The organism is Herbaspirillum sp. Her4 (assembly GCF_057961335.1).
Window position 1 is genome coordinate 588,016 of record NZ_CM176330.1, and the last position, 21,715, is coordinate 609,730.

Below are 21,715 nucleotides of genomic sequence, written 5' to 3' on the forward strand. Positions count from 1 at the left end.
ATGCGTTCCCGATCATGCACCGACACCCCACCTGCAGAAAAAGTGCCCTGAACATCCATCGTGATCCGGCAACGTCGAAACAGCGCACAGAGTAAACCAGTTTCAACGGAAAAACTGACTTCGTTACATCAGCGGACAAAGCCCCTGATAAAAAAAGGAGAGCCATCGCAGGCCCTCCTTCCCGTCAATGTGTCGCCTGCTGATGAATAGTTGACGCCCTCATGCTGCCCCCCTCCTCTTCCGCCAAAATCCAGACCGGCGCACCACGCCCTCTTCATCCCCCGCATGCGCCAGCCGATACAGCAGCGGCAGCACCAGCAAGGTCAGCGCCGTCGAGGACAGGATGCCGCCAATGACCACGGTAGCCAGCGGACGCTGCACTTCGGCACCGGTCCCGGTCGCCAGCGCCATCGGCACGAAACCCAGCGAAGCCACCAGCGCCGTCATCAGCACCGGACGCAAGCGGGTCATGGCGCCCTCGTGAATGGCCACATCCAGCGACCGCCCCTCCTCGCGCAGACTGCGGATGAAGGAGATCATCACCAGCCCGTTGAGCACCGCCACCCCGGACAGCGCAATGAAGCCCACCGCCGCCGAGATCGACATCGGGATGTCGCGCAAGGCCAGCGCGAGAATGCCGCCGGTCAGTGCAAACGGAATGCCGGTAAACACCAGCAAGCCATCCTTGACGTTGCCAAACATGGCAAACAACAGCACGAACACCATCAGCAAAGCCACGGGAATGACGATCTGCAGACGCTGCGTGGCCGATTGCAGGTTCTCGAACTGGCCGCCCCAGGTGGTCCAGTAACCGGTCGGAATCCTGACCTCGGACTGCAACTGGCGCTCGGCATCAGCCACGAAACCACCCAGGTCCCGTCCGCGCACGTTGGCGCTGACCACGATGCGGCGCTTGCCATCTTCGCGGCTGATCTGGTTGGGACCCGGCGCGATGTTGAGCGTGGCGACCTCACCCAGCGGAACGTAACTGGTACGCTGCGCGCCCTCCTGCAGCGGCAAGGCCACCGGCAGGCCGCGGATGGCTTCCAGATCCGTGCGGGCCTGATCAGGCAGGCGCACCACGATGGCGAAGCGGCGGTCGCCCTGGAACAGCGTTCCGGCTTCCTTGCCGCCGATGGCGGTGGCGATGGTGTCCTGGATGTCCGAGACATTGAGTCCATAGCGCGCCGTCTTCTGGCGATCGATGTCCACCGTCAGCATCGGCAGGCCGGTAGTCTGTTCGATCTTGACTTCGGTGGCACCGGGGATCTTCTCCAGCACTGCCGATATCCTGGCCGCCGTCTCGTTGAGCACCTTCATGTCATCACCAAAGACCTTCACCGCGACGTCACTGCGCACACCCGAGATCAGCTCGTTGAAGCGCAGCTGGATGGGTTGCGAGAACTCGTAGCTGTTGCCCGGGATCTTTTCTACTTCGGTCTGGATCGCGGTCAGCAACTCTTCGTGTGTCTTTCTCGGCTGGGGCCACTGGTCCTGCGGCTTGAGCATGATGTAGCCATCCGAGATGTTCGGCGGCATCGGATCGGAGGCCACTTCGGCCGTGCCGGTGCGGGCGAACACGCGTTCTATCTCGGGGAATGTCTGCTTCAGCGTGCGCTCGATCTGCTTTTGCATCTCGAGCGACTGGCTCAGGCTGGTACCGGGAATGCGCAGCGCCTGCACCGCCATGTCACCTTCGTTCAAACTTGGTACAAACTCCGTTCCCAGGCGCGTAGCCACTGCACCGCACACCACGATCAGGGCCCCGGCCAAGGTCAGCACCACGGCCTTGTTGTCCATGATGCGCTTGAGCATCGGCTCATACAGGCGCTTGGCCCAGGCCATCATGACGTTCTCCTTCTCCGCGACGCGCTCGCCGATGAAGAGGGCGATGGCGGCGGGAATGAAGGTGACCGACAGGATCATCGCGCCGACCAGCGCCGCCACGACGGTAAAGGCCATCGGCGTGAACATCTTGCCCTCGACGCCAGTGAGCGCAAACATCGGCAGATACACGATCATGATGATCAGCTGGCCGAACAGCAGCGGGCGGCGCGCCTCCCTGGCCGCAGCAAAGACTTCATGGAAGCGCTCGCTGCGGGTGAGTGTGCGCCCATGATGATGCTGTGCATGGGCCAGCCTGCGCACGCAGTTTTCCACGATCACCACCGCGCCATCGATGATGATGCCGAAGTCCAGCGCGCCCAGACTGAGCAGGTTGGCACTCACCTTGTTGGAGACCATCCCGGTGAAGGTGAACAGCATCGCCAGCGGAATCACGGTGGCTGTGATGATGGCCGCGCGGATGTTGCCGAGGAAGACGAACAACACCGCCACCACCAGCAAGGCCCCTTCGACCAGATTCTTCTTGACGGTGGCAATGGCCTTGTCGACCAGTACGGTACGGTCATACACGGTCACTGCCTCCACGCCCTGAGGCAGGGTGCGATTGATCTCGCGCATCTTCTTGTCCACCGCCTGCGAGACCTTGCGGCTGTTCTCGCCGATCAGCATGAACACGGTGCCCAGCACCACTTCGCGGCCATTCTCGGTGGCGGCACCGGTGCGCAGTTCCTGACCAATCCCCACCTCGGCCACATCGCGCACGCGGATCGGCACGCCCTTGACGTTGGCCAGGACGATGTTGCCAATATCTTCGTTGGAGCCAACCTGGCCCGGTGCACGGATCAGGTATTGCTCGCCGCGCCGCTCGATGTAGCCGGCGCCGACGTTGTTGTTGTTCTTCTCCAGCGCCTTGACGACCGTGTCCATGGTCATGCCGTAGGAGGCCAGCTTCTCCGGTGAGGGTGCCACCAGATACTCCCTGGCGAAGCCGCCAATGGTGTTGATCTCGGTGACGCCCGGCACCAGGCGCAGTTGCGGCTTGATGACCCAGTCCTGGATCTCGCGCAGGTCGGTGGCGGTATAGGGCGTGCCATCGGCTTTGCGTGCGTCCTCCCTGGCCTCTACCGTCCACAGGTAGATCTCGCCCAGGCCGGTGGAGATCGGTCCCATGCCGGGATCGATGCCGGGGGGCAGCTGGCTTCTGGCCTGCTGGATGCGTTCATTGACCAGTTGCCGCGCAAAGTAGATGTCGGTGCCGTCCTTGAAGATCACCGTCACCTGCGACAGCCCGTAGCGCGAGAGCGAGCGCACCTGTTCCAGATGCGGCAGTCCCGACATGACGGTCTCGATCGGATAACTGATGCGCTGTTCGGTCTCCAGCGGTGAATAGCCGGGCGCGGCGGTATTGATCTGCACCTGCACATTGGTAATGTCGGGGACGGCGTCGATGGGCAGCTTCTGGTAGCTGTAGATCCCGTACGCGCCCATGCCGAGCACCGCCAGCAGGACCAGCCATCGATGCTCGATGGCAAAACGAATGATGCGTTCAAACATGATTGTCGTCTTTCCTGAAGTCGCGCTGGTCAGTGGCTGTGCTCGGCGGAACCCTTGCCCAGTTCAGCCTTGATGGCGAAGCTGCCGGTGGCGGCAAAGGCGGTGCCGGCATCGAGGCCGGAGGTGATCTCGACGGACTTGCCATCGGAACGTCCCAGGCGTACTTCCCTGGCCACGAAGCCATCCGCATCACGGACGAACACCACGTTCTTGCCCTCGACGGTCTGGATGGCATCGGCTGCAACGGCCACCGGGACCTGCGTCTCGCCGGCGATCACCTCGACATTGACGAACAGGCCCGGACGCCAGAGATCGCCGGTATTGGGCAACACCACATGGGCCTTGGCCGTGCGGCTCTGTTCACCGATCAGGGAGCCGACGTAGGAGATCTTGCCTTCGGCACTGGCATCGAAGGCGGTGGCGCGCACCACCACCTTCTCGCCGACCCGGACTACCTGCATGTCCTTGGGCGAGACGATGATCTCGGCCCAGACACTGGAGAGATCGGAGATCAGGAAGGCATTGGCGTCCTCGCGCACGGCCTCGCCCAGGCCGAGATGTTTCTCGACCACGATGCCGTCGAAGGGCGCGCGGATTTCATAGCGGTTGAGGTTACCGGACGATGTGCCCGTCGCACCGATGGCCCGCAGCTTCTGCTGCGCATTGCGCACCGCCACCTCGGCCTCGCGCAGCGCGGCTTGCGCTTGCAGATAATCCTGTTCGGCAGAAATCTTCTGTTCCCACAGGTGCTTCTCGCGCTGATACGCGCTGCGGGCCAGCGACAGGCGCTGTTCTGCATTGAGCAGATCGGAGCGCTGCTCGGAGACGGCACTGCTGCTGATGACCGCCAGCACCTGCCCTTTCTTGACCTTCTGGCCCAGATTGGCCGAGACCGATTCGACGATGCCGGCGACCTGCGGCACCACGTGCGCAGTGCGATCTTCATTGAAACGGATCTCGCCCGGCAGCTGCACGGTCGACCTGATCTGCAGGGGACCGGCCGTGTCGACCCGGATGCCGGCAGCGGCAATCTGTTCCTTGCTCAGGGCGATCTTTCCTTCTTCCTTGTGCTCACCTTCCTTGTGCTCGTCGTCCTTGTGCTCATCATGCGCACTCTTGTCCTTGTGACCGCCCTCCTCACGATGCTCGCCATCTTCCTGATGAGCGTCCGGCCTGGCGTTGCTGCCCTGAGCGGAGTTGCCCTTCATCAGGATGATTCCCGACACGAGCGCTGCAATGGCGATGATCGCCGCGATGGTGAATGTCTGCTTCTTTGTCATGGTTGTTCTCACTCTGCTGGAAGGGTCTCGACGCCGGCCAGGCGATCAAGATCGGCGGCGGCCTGGAAGGCGGTGGACAGGGCTTTCCAGTACTGCGCCTTGGCCTGGAAATAGGTGCGCTGGGCGTCAAGGACGTCCAGGTAAGCGAACTTGCCCGCTTCAAATCCGGTACGGGCGGCCTGGTAGGCCGATTGCGCGGCCGGAACGATGTCGTTGCGCAAGGCCGTGGCCTCTTCCCTGGCATTGCGCAGGCGCTCGAAGCCCTGCGCGGCCTCGCCCTGCATCTGCACCTCGGCCACCGCCAAGGCATCGCGTGCGATATCGACGCGCTTCAAGGCTTCCAGCTCATTGCCCTGGTTGCTGTCGAAGACCGGGATGGGCACGGAGACACCCACCACCCACATGTTGCGGGCACTGGATTCATCGCGCTTGTTGCCCAGGATCAGGCTCACATCGGGTGTGCGCTTGCTGGTCTCGATCCGGGCCAGTGCACGGCGGCGCTCGACTTCAAGCCGGGCCAGGCGCACGGCCGGACCGTTGGCGACCTGTTCGGTCAGTTGTGCAATCGCCGGCAAAGGCGGCAGGGACTCGACGCCGCCTTCACTCAACTGAACGCGGTCATTGCCACCGCCCCACAGCATCGCGAGGGTTCTCCGTGCGAGGAGCAGCTCGCTGTTGGCTTGACTGAGCTCCAGTTGCGCGCCGGACTGCGCCACCTGCGCCTTGGTCTGTTCGACGGGAGAAATCTTGCCTGCCGTGACGCGCCGCCCCGTCATCTCGGTCGCGGTCTTGGCCAATCCGAGCAGTTCGCCGGCAAGACGCTGCCGCTCGGCGGCCACCATCACATCGACATACGCGGCCACCACGGCGGCGCGCAGTTCGCTGCGTTTGGCGGCGTATTCCAGCACGGCCATGTCGCGGGCACGCTGCGCAGCCTCGATGCGGGCACCGCGCTTGCCGCCGAGTTCGATGGCTTGATTGATCTGGTAGGTCGTGGTGCGGCTGGATTTGCGGACATCCTCGATCAGTGCCGAGAATTCCGGATTGGGCCGGGCACCCGCTTGCAGGATCGTGGCCTCGACAGCCTCGATCTCTTTGCGGGCGGCGGCCAGCGTCTTGTTGTGGTCAAAGGCCAGGCTGATCGCGGCTTGCAGCGACAGCGGGCCGGCTTCCCGTTCCAGGGCGGATGCCGTGGCGGGCAGAATGGATTGCGGGTTGGATTGCGCGGATGATTGCGCATGGCTGGAACTGGCCGCAAGCAGCGCCAGCCCCAGCATGAAGCTGTGACGAAACATCGAATTCTCCGGTGATGAAAAGGGGAATTCGGCGAGAGCAGATGATGGGAAAGAAGTGTCCTCGCCGACTCAGGCGGCGAGCAGCCAGTTGGGCTTGTCGGGCCCGTCCGCGATGTGGGAGGCAGGATGGGAAACGTGCTTGAAATGGGCGGATACACGCGTGGCCAGCGGCGCGATGAGGAGCCTGCTGCCGGCCTGTACCGACTTCATGGCGCAGAAGTGGCAGAGGGAACAATCCAGGTCGAGCTCCCCTGCTTTGGATTCCTTGGATTCCTTGGAGTCCAAGGATTTCGCCTGCGCGTGCGTCTCGGCGGCGGGGTGGTCGTGATGTCCCAGGTGCGCGGACGTGCTCTCCTTTTCCGCCTGGCAATACGATGCCACGGCCGCCCAGGAGAGCTGCATCGGCAACAGGAAAGCAAGCAGGAGAATCAGTGCACGCATGGTGGAAATGAGAAATGGCGACCAGCCAGTCCGGTCGGCAGCCACGGGACGGGGAGGCGACGCTGGCAAGAAGCGGGGGCGATTATGCACCGTCGTACAGCGACGCGTCAAAGGCCTTGCGCTATGCGGGCCTGCATCGGCTGGCCCAAACGCGTGGTTTCCGGGAATAAATACTAAGGAGCGGGTGGAGACAGAAAGATTGCCGAGTCATTACAGCGCTGTAATGACTTCGGCCAGGCTGGCCTTGCATCAGCAAGGCTGATCGGCTGAATCGGCAGGACCGATTTGCACTACCGTGAGACGACTCTCTAGTATCCGTGCATGGCCTCCTGCGAGGAGGAATGTGGCATCTTCACCAGCACTCCATGAAAGACACACGATGAATACGCAAGCCATCCGCTATCACCAGTATGGCCCGCCCGATGTCATGGCCCTGGAAGCCATTGCGCAGTTCCCGCTGGAACCCGGCCAGGTCCGCGTCAGCCTGCGCGCGGCGGGCGTGGCTCCGCTGGATGCCAAGCTGCGCGCGGGCCTGCTGCAAGCTCTGCTGGCGTTGACGCTGCCCAAGGTACCGGGCCGCGACGGTGCCGGCGTGATCGTCGAATCGCGGGCAGAGGGTCTCCCTGTCGGTGAGCCCGTGTGCGTGATGGCCGACATGTTCGGCCAGGGCAGCTACGCCGACAGCATCGTTGTGCCGGCCGCGCGCGTGGTCAGGCAGCCGTCCACGCTCTCGGCCAGGCAGGCAGCCGCCTTGTTGCAGCCCGGTGCCAGTGCCTGGATCCCCATCGTCAGGACGGCGCAGGTGCGCAGCGGGATGAAGGTACTGGTGCACGCCGGGTCGGGTGCAGTGGGGAGTCTGATGATCCAGCTGGCGCTGCATCTGGGGGCCGAGGTCTGGGCGACCTGCAGCAGCGCCAACCGGGACGTTGTCCTGGCACTGGGCGCGACCGGCGTCATTGCCTATGACAAGGAGGATTTTTCGGCGCTGCGTGGAGTGGATGTCGTCTTCGACCTGGTGGGCGGGGACACCCACGACCGTTCCTATCCGGTGCTCAAGCCGGGCGGCCAGTTGGTCTGGCTGGTCGCGGCACCGATCCGGGAGCGTGGCGAGGAATTCAAGGTGCGCGTGGTCCGCGCGATGATTGATGATGCCCCGGAGTGCCTGCGCGCGGTGGCGAAGCTGGCAGAGGAACGCGTATGGGTGCCGACGGTCGGCCAGTGCTTCCCGCTGGCCGAAGCTGCCCGCGCGCATGCCTTGCTGGAGTCAGGCAAGGCAGCGCGCGGCCGGATCGTGCTGGATATCCCCTGATTCAAACATGGGGGCGGAATGTTTGAATTTCCGCCAGGGTCGCCCTCCGCTCAACGCGCAGCTTGACCGGTCTGTTCCGCAAAGGGCAGCGCGCCATCGCCGTGGCGCACATGGAAGACATTCAGGGTCATCGCCACCAGGGAGTAGTAACCCAACAGACCCACGAGATTGACCAGCACCTCGATGCCGAAACGCTGTTCGGCTTCCCGGTACAAGGGGTCGGAAATGCGTTTGGTCTCGTAGAGTTCCTCTACCAGTTCCCAGATCATCTGTTCATCACGCGCAGCGAAGTCAGGGCGCTCGCCGCGCCGGATCCGTTCGACGTTGGCCACATCCAGTCCCGCTTCGATCCCGATCGGATGGTGGATCTGCCATTCGGCCTGGGCTTGCCACCTGGCGGCGGTGCACAAGATGGCCAGTTCCGACAGGGACAAGGGCAGCTGCGTGTGATAGCGGCAGAATGCGCCCAGCTTCTGCGCATGCTGGGCCAGTTCGGGACTGTGGATCCAGGACAGGAAGGGGCCGGCGAGGTTGCCGCGCGGGCCCTTCAGGATATCGTCCAGGACTTCCTTTTGGGCGGGGGTGGCGGTGGTGATGTCCACTGACGGGAGGCGGGATTCGGGCATGTGTGCGGCGTGGTTTTTGGTTGGAGAAGGAGTTTGTGTGAACCGGCATGATACTGCCCGATCCGGCCACGCGGGTGCGATGAGGCCAACCCGATGGGACGGATCAGGCGACCCGCCATAGCCCACGTGCTCCGCACCATGCTGCCGGAGCACAGAACGACAGGCCTTGACCCATCGCTTCACGGACTGGACCACACCCGCTCCGACTCATAGGGCGTACCATCCGGCACCCAGCTGGTCTTGCCGAAGATATCCGTTCTGCCCGTGATTTTCTTGCCGGTCTGCAAGCGGATCTCGTAACTCACCCCGGCAGCCGCTCCACCACGCGGATACTGCATCAGCAGTCGCTGGTCGGTTTTACCCGGCCTTGCCCCCAGTGCGATCAAGGCATCCCGGGCGTCGGTACGGAAGTCATCCGCCGAGACGTAATTGAGGATGGTTGCACCGTAACGATTGCGCGCATTCACCGGCAATCCCGCCTTGACCAGCATGGCCGCGATGTCAGGGAAATTGTCGGTACGATAGAAATAGGCCAGCAAGGTATTGCCCTCAGCATCGCGCCAACGCGGGTTCAATCCATGATCGAGCATGATTTGCATGAGCTTCAGGTCTTTGATCTCAAGCACGTCCAGCGCAGTCGGGTTGAAACGCACACCCGCCTCCAGCAAGAGGCTGAGCGTCTCTGTATTGTTGCTTCCCAGGGCAGCGGCCATGAGAGATTCACCGCTGCGGCCGACTACATCGAGCCGCAGCCCCGGGGTTGCCAGGAACGGTCGGAGAAATGCCGGTCCTGCCTTGACAGCCATGAAAATGAGTGGCGGAGAATTGTTTGGTCGCTCATTGGGATCAGCACCATGGGCAAGCAACAGCGCAGCCACCTTCGGCTGTCCCTCGAAGATGGCGCCGTGCAGCAACGAAGCGCTCCCGGGCAATGGCCCCATGGGCAAGCCACGCTTGAGCATGCTTTCAAATATCGGCAGCGCTCGGGTTTCGATGTCGATCTCGCCGGGCTTCACGTTGTCCTGCTGGTGATGGTCCACGCTCATCAGCATCCGACCCCAAAGGCGCGGCAACGCTGCGTCGTCCGCCCGATCGACGAGCCAGGCCGCAGCAGCATAGTTGTGCTGTTCCATCGCCGATTCGGCCGCCTGCGCGAAGGAGCAAGCGAATGTGGGCCCGAACCGAAGTTCTTTGGTGATGAATTCGAGACCCTGGACGTCGGTGAATCCCGCCACCTGGCACAGCAAGTAGAGGACGTCATCCTGGAGCTGGCGCTGCAGTTTGACGCTGGAAATCACCATCTTGCGCGCAGCCTCCACATCACTGGGATGACGCGTGCCATCATTCCCGGAGGGGGCACCCATGACCTCCCAAAACTGCGAAGGAATGTCCCGCCCGTCGTGCGACGTGCTACCGATGTTTCGGACGATCTTCTGCACCGGCTCCAAGATCGACTTGCCGGATAGCTCACCCAGGATGACGAATCCCACGAGGGTGATCAGCTGCAAGACGAACAGTATCGACACCGGCTTGTTCTGCCATGGCTTCTGGATGCAGGCGTAGATCGCCAGCAGACAGCCGCCGGCCAATGCAACGTACATGACGAAGTCGAACAGTGCCCCGACCAGATAGACCCCCGCCAGCGGGCCCATCCCGGTAGCTCCGAATCTGGCCGTGGATAGCGTGAAGACGGCCAACCCGAATGGCCCCCACAACAGCAACCCCGAGAGGAACAGCACCATGCTGCCCCATGGGTTGCGTACGGCAGCGGCCGTGGATGGCAAATGTTCTGGTGATGGGTCTTCCAGGGTTGGAGTTTGGGGTGAGCGGGATTCTGGCGATGAGTTTTCTTGTGGTTGCATGGCGCGCGGGATCTCAGTTGGACGGGAAAACGATCGGGAACCGACGCCAGCGGCGCAGTACCGGACAGTGCTGCTGTAGAGTCCGTCCGGATTCTTTAAGTTCTCGCTTGACGAGAATCAATCTTCACTTGGCTGCAGCTTTGCTCGCACAACGGCGCGATCCGGCCCCATCGGTGCCGACTCCCGATCCATTCCCCGCAGTTATGAATGCAGAAAAAAAAGGAAATAGTCTGCATCCCACCCCGTCACTAGACTCCATGGCAGACGCTGGTGCCCTCTGATCTGATGCGCCCCGGCCGTCCCGACAACAACAATGCAAGGAGACCCATGGTCAACAGAAGACAATTCCTGGCCGCCAGCCTGCTCGCCTGTACTGCAGCGCGCTCGGCCATCGCCCAGTCCATTCCCAACTCCGCCGGCGACCAGCCACCCCGGCTCAAGGCGCCAGCACGGGCCTGCGATAGCCATCACCACATCTATGACGCGCGCTTCCCGGTCTCGCCGCACTGGTGCGGCGGCCGCCCCGACGGCGCCACCGTGGCCGACTACCGGCGCCTGATGGCCAAGCTCGGCATCGCCCGCAACGTGGTGGTCCAGCCCTCCACCTATGGCAGCGACAACCGCTGCCTGCTCGACGCACTCACCCAGTTCGGCGCGCAGGCACGCGGCATCGTGGTCATCGACGATGATGTGGAACTGGCGCAATTGAAGGAGATGGATCAGTTGGGTGTGCGCGGCGTGCGGGTCAACTTCCTCTCGCCGCAAAGCTGGGGCATCACGACCGTGGACCGCTTGCTGCGTACGGCAAAGCGCATCGCGCCGCTGGGCTGGCATGTGCTGGTGCTGATGTCGGGCACGCAGATCGCCGAGCATGAAGCCGTGCTGGCCGGCATGCCCACCCCGGTGGTGATCGACCATCTGGGCCGCGTCCCGCAGCCGCAAGGACTGGATCATCCCGGCGCACAAGCCATCCTGCGCCTGCTCGCCAAGGGAAATACCTGGATCAAGCTCTCCGAGCCCTATGCCGATACGTTGCAGGGGCCGCCTGATTATCCCGATACCAGCCTGCTGGCGCGCGCCTATCTGCAGGCGGCACCGCAGCGCACGCTGTGGGGCAGCGACTGGCCGCATCCCACCGAAAAGATCAAACCGGATGACGCCGTACTGTTCAACCTGCTGGCCGCCTGGGCCCCCGATCCGGCGCTGCGCCACCAGATCTTGGTGAGCAATCCGGCGAGTTTGTTCGGTTTTTCCTGAAACCGCGACACGCAATGCAAAAGAGCCGCCTGCGCAAGCAAGGCCATGGCGTAGCTGCCGGTCGCGCCATCTGCTGGAGTATCAATGGGTACTGCCGGCGCAATCGGTACTGAGCCGGCAGTGGCTGGACAACGTCTTCGACCGTCATCACCTGTCGCGTCCCACGGTGCAGATCACCCCGACGGTGCTGAACATGATCATGCCGCTCATCGAGCGCAGCAATTTGCTGGGCTTTGCTTCCAAGCTGAACCTGCTGGCCGGACGCAATCACCTGCGCGAAGTGGTATTGAAGGAAACCACGATGCTGCGCCGGATGGGATTGAGCTACCGGCGCGATACCTATCTTTCGCCGGCGGCACTGAGGCTGATCAAGATCATTCGCGGGACCGCGCTGGACTGATGGGCAAGACGCACGCTGGTCCGCCCTGCGGCGCATGCCCATTCCCTTCGTCTTGGCGATGACAGCAGGACGAACCAGCGGAGCGATTTATCGTGATCCGCTGACCCGGCAATGCCCCTCAGCGAATCGCCTGCTCCGGCATGGCCGAGGAGTGATGGTGGGCGATGAGCCACTTGCCGTCCTGCCACTCATAGACATAGGTGTAGCGCGCCTGCACCTTCTTGCCATCGGCGAACTTGAAGGTGTAGGTGCCGACGTCCTGGGCCACGTTGCAGCCGATCTTGACGATGCGGCTGTCGATCGTGCCTTGCGGACCGCTCTTGAGGAACTTCACGAAATAGTCGCGAATCTCGGCCGGGTTGGTGCGCGGCTGGTTGGAGACGGTCGGCAGAAGCACGCCGTCGGCAGCATAGTTGGCCACGACCTGGTCCGGATCACCCGTGCGCAGGGAGGCATTCCAGCGATCGAACAAGGCTTCGATCTGCTTCGGGGTGGCGGCCGCGCAGGCGCTGGCAGGCTGTGGGGCCGCTGCGGTCTGAGCCGCAGCCGGCAGGGCGGTGGCGATGCCAAAACCGGCCAGGGTCAACAGGGGGATGGCGATACGATAGTTCATCAGGTTTCCTCTCAGGGGTCTGGTTCAGATGCCGTCTCCGGCACCGCGCCACGAAGACGGCGCAACACCATTCTGGAGAGGCGAGATGAACCTCAACCCGCGATTTCCATGAAGGCTCGCTGAGCGGAAGATGAACGCAAGATGAACGGCGGCCGCTGGCCGGCCCTTCACGCAGGCTGGTCGTCGAGGCGATAACCGAGTCCGCGCACGGTCTTGAGCAGGGGCAGATCGTGGCCCTCGTCGATCTTGCTGCGCAGGCGGCGAATGTAGACGTCGACGATGTTGGTCAGCGGATCCTCGTTGGCCCCCCAGACGTTGGAGAGGATGCGCTCGCGGCTGTAGAGCCGGCCCGGTGCGCTCATCAGCAATTCCAGGAAGGCCAGTTCCTTGGCCGTGAGCGTGATGGGCTTGCCGGCGCGCGTGACCTGCATGCGCTCGCGATCGAGCACCAGATCGGCCACTTCCAGCACGGTCGCCACGGTGCGCTGCTCGCGTCCGCGACGCAGCAATGCCTCGATGCGGGCCAGCAATTCCTCGAAGGCGAAGGGCTTGGTGAGATAGTCGTCCGCGCCCAGGCGCAGGCCGGCGACGCGGTCGTCGACATCGCTGAGCGCCGTCAGCATCAGGATGGGGACGTGATTGCACTCGGCGCGCAGTGTCTGGCACAGTTCCAGCCCGGTCATGCCGGGCAGCATCACGTCCAGCAACAGCAGCGCATGCTCGCCTTCGCGGGCCAGCTGCAGGCCGTCCGGCCCGGTGCGCGCATGCTGTACGCGGTAGCCTTCGGCACGCAGTCCACGCGAGAGGAAATCGGCCACGCGGGCGTCGTCTTCGATGATGAGGATGTTCATGGTGATGCAGGATCAGTGGTATCGGCTGCCGGATATCGGTGCGGGATGGCGCGGCAAGTCGATGGTGACGCAGGTCCCCTCTCCGGGTGTGCTCTGCAAACGGATCTCCCCCTGATGCGCATGCAGGATGGCGCGCGCGATCGACAGCCCGATGCCGGTCCCGTCGGCCCGATGCGCCCGCGCACGGCGGCCGCGCACGAAGCGCTCGAAGACCTGCGGCAATTCGTCGGCATCGATGCCGATGCCCTGGTCGGTGATCAAGATCTGCACCCGATCCGGCTGCTGCAGGCATTGCACGCTCACCACGGCCCCGCGCGGGGAATAGCGGATGGCATTGTCCAGCACGATCACGATGGCCTGGCGCAGGCGCTCGGCATCCGCCATCAGCCAGCAGGCATCGGCCTCGGGGAAAGGCAGGCGCTGCACGCTCACCTGATTGTCCGCGCCCAATGCTTCGGCAACGTCGGCCGCATCGGTGAGCAGTTCGTGCAGCTGGATGGGCTGCGGCTGCATCACGATCTGGTCGGCTTCGGCCTTGGCGATGAGCAGCAGGTCATTGATGCGGCCGGTGAGCTGCTTGCTGTCTTCGACGATGCGCTGCAGGGCCTGGCGATATTCCTGCGCCGACTTGTCCGCGCCGCGCAGGGCGATCTCGGCTTCGCCACGGATGGCGGTGGTGGGCGTACGCAATTCGTGGCCGAGATCGGCGAACAGCTGGCGTCGCCGCAGGTCGATGTGCTGCAGGGTTTCATGCGCATGGCGCAGTTCGCCGGTGCGCGCCTCCACGGCCTCTTCCAGCCGGCGCCGGGCGGCATCGGCATCGGCGCGGTGCTGCTGCAGTTCGGCGGCCATGGCATTGAAGCCCTCGGCGACGCGATCGAATTCATCGCCGGAACCGACCGGTACACGATGATCGAGCTGGCCCGCGCGCAAGGCGCGCACGCCATCCAGCAAGCGTTCCAGCGGCCGTTGCAGGCGGCGTCCCAGGTGCAGCGCCAGCAGTGCCGCTCCCAGCAAGGTCATGATGACCATGAAGATGGCCTGGGTGCGTACCCGGTCCAGGCCGCGTTCGGTGGCCAGGCGCGCAATCGGCACCGCCTTGCGCTGGCGCTCGATGGCTCCGTTGAGCAGCTCGCGCAGGTCGCGTCCGCGCGCCATGTCGAAGACTTGATTGATCTCGCGCCAGACGCCCGAGAATTCGGCATCGCCCCGCAAGGGGGCCAGGGCCAGCAGGCGGGTCTGCACGGCGGCGATGTTGTCGCTCAGCAGGTCAGCCACCGACGCCAGCTGTTCGACATCGGCGGGGATCGGCACCTGGTCGCGCGCGGCGATCTCGGTCCACAGCGTGATGTCGCGCCGTGCCAGTTGCTGCAGGCGCGCGGCACTCTCCTGCATGCCGGCCAGCAGGCGGTCGCGTACCTCGGGCGAGGCATCGGCATCCATCAGCTGCTGCGAAGCCCACACGCGCAAGCGCTGCTTGTTGGCGGACAGTTCCAGCAGCTCGGACTGGATGTCGCTGGCCAGCCGGCTGTGCTGCGCATAGTCATTGACGCGGTTGGCACCCCAATAGACGAAACCGGCCTGCACGCAGACCAGCACGACCAGCAAACCAAAGGCGAGAGAAAGCCTGAGACGAAACATGAGCGATGCACGAGGAGGGGCAGGGAACGTGGAGTGTACACGGAACAGATCACCGCAAGATCACGGCTGCCCGCAGCCGGCACGCCAGCCCCGACACGGGTATGCTGATAGCCCCGCTACCACCTGACCGATGCCCGCGCCCCCGGTCCCGCAAGATGACCCGCTCTCCCCTGCTCCGCCTGGCCCCGCTGGCGCTGTTCCGGCAAACCCTCCCCTCGGATCTCGACCACCTGGTCGCCCTGCGCATCACCGCCATGCGTCCCAGCCTGGAGCAGATCGGGCGCTTCGATCCGCAACGGGCGCGCGAACGCTTCACCAGCGGCTTCGTGCCGGAAGCGACTTTCCACATCATGCAGGCGGGCCAGGCCGCCGGCTTCTTCGTGCTGGAGCGACAGACCGATACCCTGCGCCTGCGTCACCTGTATCTGCACCCGGACTTCCAGCACGGTGGCCTCGGTGCACAGGTGCTCAGGCGCATCCTGGCCGATGCCCGCCGCCATGGCTGCAGCGTGCAACTGGCTGCACTGCGCGACAGCCCTGCCAATGCCTTCTATCAGCGCCACGGCTTCGTGCAGGCCGGCGAGGGAGAATGGGACATCCTTTACGAGCATCCCCGGTCTGCAGACGCCACCGCAGCGCATGCACCTGAAGCTTGCGTCATACGCTGGCTGGAGCACGCCGACCTGCCCGCGCTCGATACGATCCTGCGCCAGCATGTCCGCGATCTGCACGATGGCAGCGTGGTCGAGGCCGATATCGCCGCCATCCGGCAATGCATGAACGGCGCACGGGATGCTGATGGGCGCTATCGCAGCTATCTGGTGGCGCGTGACGCGCAGGGCGTCGCGCTGGGCTGCATGGCGCTGTCGGGTTCGGATGCGCGCATCAGCAGCCATCTCGCCTTGGATACGCAGGGACAAGGGAGCGCGCTCGAATTGCTCAATGTCTTCGTGCACCGCGATGCCATGGGCGGACGGGGAATCGGTCGTGCGCTTTTGCAAGCCGTCTGCGATGAGGCACGTGCGGCCGGGGCCACCACATTGGTGGTCAACAGCGGGCCGCGCTATCGCGCCAGCTGGGGTTTCTACGACCATCTTTTCGATGCCGGCCACGGCTGGATGATGGATTACTACGGTGCGGGCCGGCATGCCAGGGTATGGAGCATGGCGCTCTGATCATCACGATGCAGGAGATCAATCGCGGTCGATTCATCGATGCCAGAGATGAATCCCTCAGCGGATCGTCGCCCGCAACTGCGCAATGAGCCACATCAGCACCGGATTGTTTTCCTTGTAGCGATGCCACTGGATCATTTCCACCAGCGGCGGGATTTCCAATGGCAGCGGCACCATCTTCAAGGGTAGACAGCGCAGGTATTGCTCGGCCAGTCGCTTCTGCACGGTAGCGATACGCTGCGTACCGACTACGTAGCGCGGCACGCAGTTGAAGGTGATCGCGCTGACCTCGATGCGGCGCTCCACCTTCTTGCGGGCCAGCACCATGTCGCTGTGGGGCAGGCCGCGGAAGGCGCCGGCCTTGACCATCACATGTCCCAGGCTGAGGTACTGCTCCAGACTGATGTGCTCGCCAAAGGCGGCATGGTCGCGGTCGGCCAGGCAGACATAGCTGTCCTCGAACAGCACCACCGCCGGATGCTGCGACGAAATCAGGTTCTCCGGCATGATGAGCAGATCGATCTCGCCCCGGTCCAGCGCCTCGCCATGGGCGTCGCTCGGCGGCACCAGCTCGAAACTCAGACCGGGCGCGGCCTGCATGGCCTGCTTGAGCGCATCGGCCATGGCCACCGTGGACACATAGTCCGACATCATGATCGTGAAATGCTGGCGTACCGTGCCGGGATCGAAATCGAGCTTGATGTCGATGGTGGCCTGCACCTGCACCAGAATGTCGCTGACCGAGGCGGCAATGCGCTCACCCAGCGCGGTGGGCACCATGCGCCGCCCGACCAGGGTCAGCAGCTCGTCGTCGAAATACTCGCGCAGCCGTGCCAGCGCCCCGCTCACGCTCGACGGGCTCAGGTGCAGGTGCTGGCTGGCACGGGTCACGCTGCGCTCCTTGAGCAGCACGTCCAGTACCAGCAGCAGGTTCAGGTCCAGTCCCTTGTAATGCATGTGTGGTCTCCTCGGCGGGATGGGAAGGCGCCTTGCGGGCGCTCTGAGCTTTCGATGATACCGAATGCAAGTTTCGAAACAAACGATTTTTCAGAAACATCCCTGTCCTTTATAGTCAGTGCCACAACAAGCAAACCGCCGCCGTGCAGGCCCGCGTTGCCGGTGGCGACAACCATGGACGAGACATGAGACTGGTCAGTTTTATCGATGACACCGGCGTGGAAATCGGCGCCCTGGCCGAAGGCAACAGCGTACTGGTGCGCCTGCAGGCCGCCCAACAGTTGCGCAACGGCAAGAATCATCCCCATCTGGCCAGCATGCTGGCCTTCCTCGACGGTGCCGGGGCCGCGCGCGAGGCCGCCAGCCGGGCGCTGGACTTCGCCCTCAGCGAGCGCCCGGACAACTGCCTGCGCGATCCGGGCAGGGTGGCACTGCTCTCGCCGGTGCCGCGCCCGGAATCGATCCGCGAATTCATGAACTTCGAGCAGCACGTCATCAACGCCACCCGCAAGTACGGCATGTCCCCCTGGCGCGCCCGACTGGACCGCTGGGTGGAACGCCGCTTCGGACGCGATGCGAGCCAGGCCAAGAAACAGAACCGGACCTGGTACGAACGCCCGGTGTATTACAAGGGCAACCGCTTCTCGGTGGTCGGCCACGGTGCCGATGTGGTCGTGCCGGGCTACACCCGGGTGTTCGACTACGAACTGGAATTCGGCATCTACCTCTGCGAGGGCGGTCGTGACATCCCTGCTGCGCAGGCGCGCCAGCATATCGGCGGCTATACCGTATTCAATGATTTCTCGGCACGTGACATCCAGGGCAAGGAAATGGGAGGCCGCCTGGGACCTGCCAAGGGCAAGGACTTCGACACCGGCAACAGCATCGGCCCGGTGCTGGTGACGCCCGATGAGATCCCCGATCCCTATGGCCTCTGCATGACGGCCCGCATCAATGGTGAGGAAGTCTCGCGCGGCAGTTCACGTGACATGTATTTCAGCTTCGAGGAGGTGATCGAATACGTCTCCCGCAGCGAGACCCTGTATCCCGGCGAATTCTTCGGTTCCGGCACCTGCTCGGGCCCGCAAGGCATGGGCTGCGGGCTGGAACACGGTCGCTTCCTCAAGGCCGGTGACGTCATCGAACTGGAAGTGGAGCGTATCGGCGTGCTGCGCAATCGCATCGTGGCCGCACAATGACGCCGCACGGCCGCGCAAGCCGTGCAGACACTATGCGAATCTGGCAAATCATTTATATAAAAAACAAGCAGGAGACCGTCGTGCGACAACTCAACAAAGTGCTGTTCCTGGCTGGCCTGGTGATGCTGATGTCGTGGGTGCAAGTGGCCCGCGCCGAGGACAAGATCATCGTCGGCTACACCGCCATTTCCGATTTCGCTGCCGCCTATGTGGCCAAGGAAGAAGGCATCTTCAAGAAACACGGGCTGGATGTGGACCTGCAGCTCATCACGCTGACCTCCAACATCCCGCCCTCGCTGCAATCGGATTCGATCCAGATCGGTGGCGTGGCGCCCAGCGTGCTGCTGCAGGCCGCCAGCAGCGGCCTGGATCTGGTGGCCGTGGCCGGGGCCAGCCTGAGCGACAGCCAGAGCGACAATCCCGGCATCGTGATCAAGGCCGGCAGCACCCTGCACAGCGCGCAGGACCTAGTCGGCCGCAAGGTCGGCGTGCCCGGCCTGGGTGGCGCGCTGCACGTGCTGGTGCGCCGCTGGCTGGCGTTGAAGGGCGTGGATTACCGCAAGGTCAGTTTCGTCGAGGTCGCTTTCCCGCAGATGAATGACGTGCTCAAGGGCGGCACCATCGATGCGGCGGTGGTGGCTGATCCCTTCATGGGCCGCATCGTGCAGTCCGGTACCGGCACGGTCATGGCCCATCTCTCGCGTGATCTTCCGGATGGCTTCTCGGTGCTGCTGTACGCCGCCACGCGCCAATGGGCCGGCAAGAATCCGGCCGCACTGGCCAGCTTCCGCAAGGCCATCGCCGAAGCCTGCGTGCTGGCCCAGCAGAATCCGCAACTCATGCGCAAGGACATCGGCAAGTACGTACGCGTGCCATCGGCGGTACTCGAACAGCTGCCGGTGCCGCGCCTGTCGGCCGAGATCTCGCAGGAACGCCTGAGCTTCTGGACCAACGCCATGCAGCAGCAGGAAATGTTCAAGACCCTGCCGAACTTCTCCACCGTGGTCATCAAGTAGGAGCTGCCATGCAAGCCTCCGTCATCACCCTCGACAAGAATCTCGCCCCCGGTCCGCTGGCCGCACGCGCCCCGCAGGAGGTGCTGCGCCTGGACCAGGTCTGCCTGGACCTGGGCGGCCGACGCGTCATCAATGACCTCGATCTCTCCATTGCCCGTGGCCAGTTCGTCTGCGTGATCGGCCCCTCGGGCTGTGGCAAGACCAGCCTGCTGCGGCTGCTGGCGGGGCTGCAAAGCCCGGCCGGCGGCAGCATCAGACGCAACGGCCAGCAGGTCCGCGGCCCGGCGCGGGACGTGGCCATCGTCTTCCAGGATTACGCCAAGGCCCTGCTGCCCTGGCGCAGCGTGGCCGGCAATGTCAGCCTGGCACTGGAAGCAGCGGCCATTCCGGCCGCCCGGCGCCGACTCCGCATAGAGGAACTGCTGGCCAAGGTCGGGCTGGCCCGGCATGCGGATCACTACCCGACGCAACTCTCCGGCGGCATGCAACAGCGCCTGCAGATCGCGCGCTGCCTGGCGCAGGAACCGGCCATCCTGCTCATGGACGAGCCCTTCGGTGCGCTCGATGCGATGACCCGCCAGAGCCTGCAGGACGAACTGGGCCACATCGTGGCCGAGACAGGTACCACGGTGGTGTTCATTACCCACGATCTGGAAGAGGCGATCTATCTCGGCGACCGGGTCATCGCCCTGCGCGCCAATCCGGGCGCGGCCCGCAGCAGCGTGGCCGATGACATCGCGGTGAACATCGCGCGCCCGCGCGACCAGTTGACCACGCGCGAACTGCCGGAATTCCTGCGCCTGCGCCGCTACCTGTTCGACTTCATCCAGGAGCACAGCCAATGAAGATCTCCGCCCTCAAAGGCCTGGCCGTGCCGCTGGCACTGGCGCTGCTGGCCGAACTGGCCATGCGGCTGTCACCCACGCAAAGCGAGGCGCTGGCCATGCCCAGCGAAGTGCTGACCGCGCTGGCCGGATCGGCAGCCAGCGGCAGCCTGTGGCAAGGCAGCCTGCAAACCCTGGGGGCCGCCTTTGGTGGCGTCGCCCTCGGTGGCGTGGTGGGCTTGCTCATCGGGATCTGGTTCGGGCTGTCGCGCCTGAGCGCCCGGCTGGCCGGCATGACGGTGCAGCTGCTCATGCCGATTCCCTCGGTGGCGTTGATTCCCTTGTCGATGATGATCTTCGGTTTCGGCTACCGCATGGAGATCGCGGTGGTGGCCTTCAGCTGCTTCTTCCCCATGCTGCTGCTCACGCGGGCGGCCGTCTCGCAGGTCGAGCCGCGCTTGCTGGAAGTGGCCAAGGTGATGGGTCTGGGCGCGCGCCAGACCTGCCTGAAGATCATCCTGCCCGCCGCCGCCCCGCGTATTTTCAACGCCTTGCGGCTGGTGACGGGCATTGCGCTGGTGGTCTCGATCACGGTGGAAATCGCCGCCAATCCGCACGGCCTGGGCTACGCCATGATGATGGCGCAACAGAACCTGCAGCCGGCCGACATGCTGGCCATGCTGCTCTGGATCGGCTGCCTGGGCTGGGCGCTCAATGGCGCCATGCTGCGTCTGCAAGGCCGCGTCTTCCGCATGAACCTGAGTCCTTCCAAGGAGCCGGCATGAAACCTTCCTCCACGACATGGACCTGGGCCGGCAGTGCTGCCGTGACACTGTTGCTGGTACTGGCCTGGGGTCTGGCGGCGCAGATGAAATGGATTTCGCCGGTGTTCCTCCCCAGTCCGCTGGCCACCCTGGCCAGCCTGCTGGAGGGCTGGCGCAGCGGTGAGCTGGCGCGCCTGACGGCAGGCACCATCGAGCGCATGATCCTGGGCTGGCTGCTGGCCTCGCTGCTGGGCATTGCCCTGGGGGTGGCCATCGGCGTGTCGCCGGCGCTGCGCGCCTGGCTGCAACCCTCGCTGGAATTCATCCGCCCCCTGCCGGCTTCGGCGCTGGTTCCGGTGGCCATCGCGCTGTTCGGTCTGTCGCCGGCGATGGTGCTGTTCGTCATTGCCTTCGGCGCGATCTGGCCGGTACTGCTGGCCACGGTGCACGGCTTTGCCAGCATCGAGCCGCGCCTGCAGGAAGTGGCACGCATGCTGGGTCTGTCACGCAGTGCCTTCATCCTCAAGATCGGCTTGCCCAACGCCCTCATCGATGCGCTCTCCGGCATCCGCCTGTCGCTGACCATCTCGCTGATCCTGGCGGTGGTAGGCGAGATGCTGACCTCGCAGGATGGCCTGGGCAGTACCATCCTGCAGGCGGCCCGCTCCTTCCGTGCGGCCGACCTGTTTGCCGGAGTGGTGCTGCTGGGGCTGATCGGATTTGCCAGCAGCCTGTTGCTGGATGCCCTTGAACGCAGCCTGTTGCGCTGGCGCCGCTGACGCGGCCCGACTGATCTCACCCGACTC

At 64.1% G+C, this 21,715-nt stretch carries 19 protein-coding genes; 9 read left to right on the forward strand and 10 right to left on the reverse strand.

Features of this window, described 5'->3' with window-relative positions:
- Positions 1-219: 219 nt before the first annotated feature.
- The 4 genes from ACWFUC_RS02730 to ACWFUC_RS02745 form a co-directional block, all read right to left on the reverse strand.
- Complete coding sequence (locus tag ACWFUC_RS02730) at positions 220-3,399, reverse strand: CusA/CzcA family heavy metal efflux RND transporter (RefSeq protein WP_489624027.1); 3,180 nt, start codon at positions 3,397-3,399, stop codon at positions 220-222.
- Between the two features lie 29 nt (positions 3,400-3,428).
- Complete coding sequence (locus ACWFUC_RS02735; RefSeq protein ID WP_489624028.1) at positions 3,429-4,679, reverse strand: efflux RND transporter periplasmic adaptor subunit; 1,251 nt, start codon at positions 4,677-4,679, stop codon at positions 3,429-3,431.
- An 8-nt stretch (positions 4,680-4,687) separates the two neighbouring features.
- Positions 4,688-5,974, reverse strand: coding sequence for a TolC family protein (locus tag ACWFUC_RS02740; protein ID WP_489624029.1), 1,287 nt, complete (start codon positions 5,972-5,974; stop codon positions 4,688-4,690).
- A 69-nt stretch (positions 5,975-6,043) separates the two neighbouring features.
- Entirely contained in the window at positions 6,044-6,415 is a 372-nt protein-coding gene (locus tag ACWFUC_RS02745) for a cobalt transporter (RefSeq protein ID WP_489624030.1), read from the reverse strand.
- A 379-nt stretch (positions 6,416-6,794) separates the two neighbouring features.
- Between ACWFUC_RS02745 and ACWFUC_RS02750 the strand changes: the two genes are divergently transcribed.
- Positions 6,795-7,724, forward strand: coding sequence for an NADP-dependent oxidoreductase (locus ACWFUC_RS02750; protein ID WP_489624031.1), 930 nt, complete (start codon positions 6,795-6,797; stop codon positions 7,722-7,724).
- Between the two features lie 50 nt (positions 7,725-7,774).
- Here ACWFUC_RS02750 and ACWFUC_RS02755 read toward each other — a convergent pair whose 3' ends face one another.
- Positions 7,775-8,350, reverse strand: coding sequence for a carboxymuconolactone decarboxylase family protein (locus ACWFUC_RS02755; RefSeq protein WP_489624032.1), 576 nt, complete (start codon positions 8,348-8,350; stop codon positions 7,775-7,777).
- 179 nt (positions 8,351-8,529) lie between these two features.
- Positions 8,530-10,092, reverse strand: a complete 1,563-nt coding sequence (locus ACWFUC_RS02760; protein ID WP_489624033.1) for an ankyrin repeat domain-containing protein — start codon at positions 10,090-10,092, stop codon at positions 8,530-8,532.
- 447 nt (positions 10,093-10,539) lie between these two features.
- On the opposite strand from ACWFUC_RS02760, the gene ACWFUC_RS02765 reads away from it, so the two are divergent.
- Positions 10,540-11,469, forward strand: coding sequence for an amidohydrolase family protein (locus tag ACWFUC_RS02765; protein WP_489624034.1), 930 nt, complete (start codon positions 10,540-10,542; stop codon positions 11,467-11,469).
- 73 nt (positions 11,470-11,542) lie between these two features.
- On the forward strand, positions 11,543-11,869 hold the full coding sequence (locus ACWFUC_RS02770; protein ID WP_489625590.1) for a LysR substrate-binding domain-containing protein: 327 nt from the start codon (positions 11,543-11,545) through the stop codon (positions 11,867-11,869).
- Between the two features lie 118 nt (positions 11,870-11,987).
- Here ACWFUC_RS02770 and ACWFUC_RS02775 read toward each other — a convergent pair whose 3' ends face one another.
- The 3 genes from ACWFUC_RS02775 to ACWFUC_RS02785 form a co-directional block, all read right to left on the reverse strand.
- Positions 11,988-12,482: an SgcJ/EcaC family oxidoreductase gene (locus ACWFUC_RS02775; protein ID WP_489624035.1), complete on the reverse strand. Its 495-nt coding sequence runs from the start codon at positions 12,480-12,482 to the stop codon at positions 11,988-11,990.
- 167 nt (positions 12,483-12,649) lie between these two features.
- Positions 12,650-13,333, reverse strand: coding sequence for a response regulator transcription factor (locus tag ACWFUC_RS02780; RefSeq protein WP_134134346.1), 684 nt, complete (start codon positions 13,331-13,333; stop codon positions 12,650-12,652).
- A gap of 12 nt (positions 13,334-13,345) precedes the next feature.
- Positions 13,346-14,974 (reverse strand): sensor histidine kinase, encoded by a 1,629-nt coding sequence (locus tag ACWFUC_RS02785; RefSeq protein WP_489624036.1) that lies wholly within the window; start codon positions 14,972-14,974, stop codon positions 13,346-13,348.
- A gap of 155 nt (positions 14,975-15,129) precedes the next feature.
- Between ACWFUC_RS02785 and ACWFUC_RS02790 the strand changes: the two genes are divergently transcribed.
- The gene (locus ACWFUC_RS02790) at positions 15,130-16,149 is read left to right on the forward strand and encodes a GNAT family N-acetyltransferase (RefSeq protein ID WP_489624037.1); all 1,020 of its coding nucleotides are present in this window, start codon (positions 15,130-15,132) and stop codon (positions 16,147-16,149) included.
- Between the two features lie 57 nt (positions 16,150-16,206).
- Here the strand turns inward: ACWFUC_RS02790 and ACWFUC_RS02795 are convergent, their stop codons facing one another.
- On the reverse strand, positions 16,207-17,106 hold the full coding sequence (locus tag ACWFUC_RS02795) for a LysR family transcriptional regulator (RefSeq protein WP_489624038.1): 900 nt from the start codon (positions 17,104-17,106) through the stop codon (positions 16,207-16,209).
- A 185-nt stretch (positions 17,107-17,291) separates the two neighbouring features.
- On the opposite strand from ACWFUC_RS02795, the gene ACWFUC_RS02800 reads away from it, so the two are divergent.
- From ACWFUC_RS02800 to ACWFUC_RS02820, 5 genes are all read left to right on the forward strand, one after another.
- Positions 17,292-18,305 carry a fumarylacetoacetate hydrolase family protein gene (locus tag ACWFUC_RS02800; RefSeq protein ID WP_489624039.1) on the forward strand — a complete coding sequence of 338 codons (1,014 nt, stop codon included), beginning with the start codon at positions 17,292-17,294 and terminating at the stop codon, positions 18,303-18,305.
- Between the two features lie 80 nt (positions 18,306-18,385).
- Entirely contained in the window at positions 18,386-19,321 is a 936-nt protein-coding gene (locus tag ACWFUC_RS02805) for an ABC transporter substrate-binding protein (protein WP_489624040.1), read from the forward strand.
- A gap of 8 nt (positions 19,322-19,329) precedes the next feature.
- Positions 19,330-20,166 carry an ABC transporter ATP-binding protein gene (locus ACWFUC_RS02810; protein ID WP_489624041.1) on the forward strand — a complete coding sequence of 279 codons (837 nt, stop codon included), beginning with the start codon at positions 19,330-19,332 and terminating at the stop codon, positions 20,164-20,166.
- The gene (locus ACWFUC_RS02815; protein ID WP_489624042.1) at positions 20,163-20,930 is read left to right on the forward strand and encodes an ABC transporter permease; all 768 of its coding nucleotides are present in this window, start codon (positions 20,163-20,165) and stop codon (positions 20,928-20,930) included. Before ACWFUC_RS02810 ends, ACWFUC_RS02815 begins: the two co-directional genes overlap by 4 nt.
- Complete coding sequence (locus ACWFUC_RS02820) at positions 20,927-21,688, forward strand: ABC transporter permease (RefSeq protein WP_489624043.1); 762 nt, start codon at positions 20,927-20,929, stop codon at positions 21,686-21,688. The genes ACWFUC_RS02815 and ACWFUC_RS02820 overlap by 4 nt, the downstream gene beginning before the upstream one ends.
- Positions 21,689-21,715: the final 27 nt, after the last annotated feature.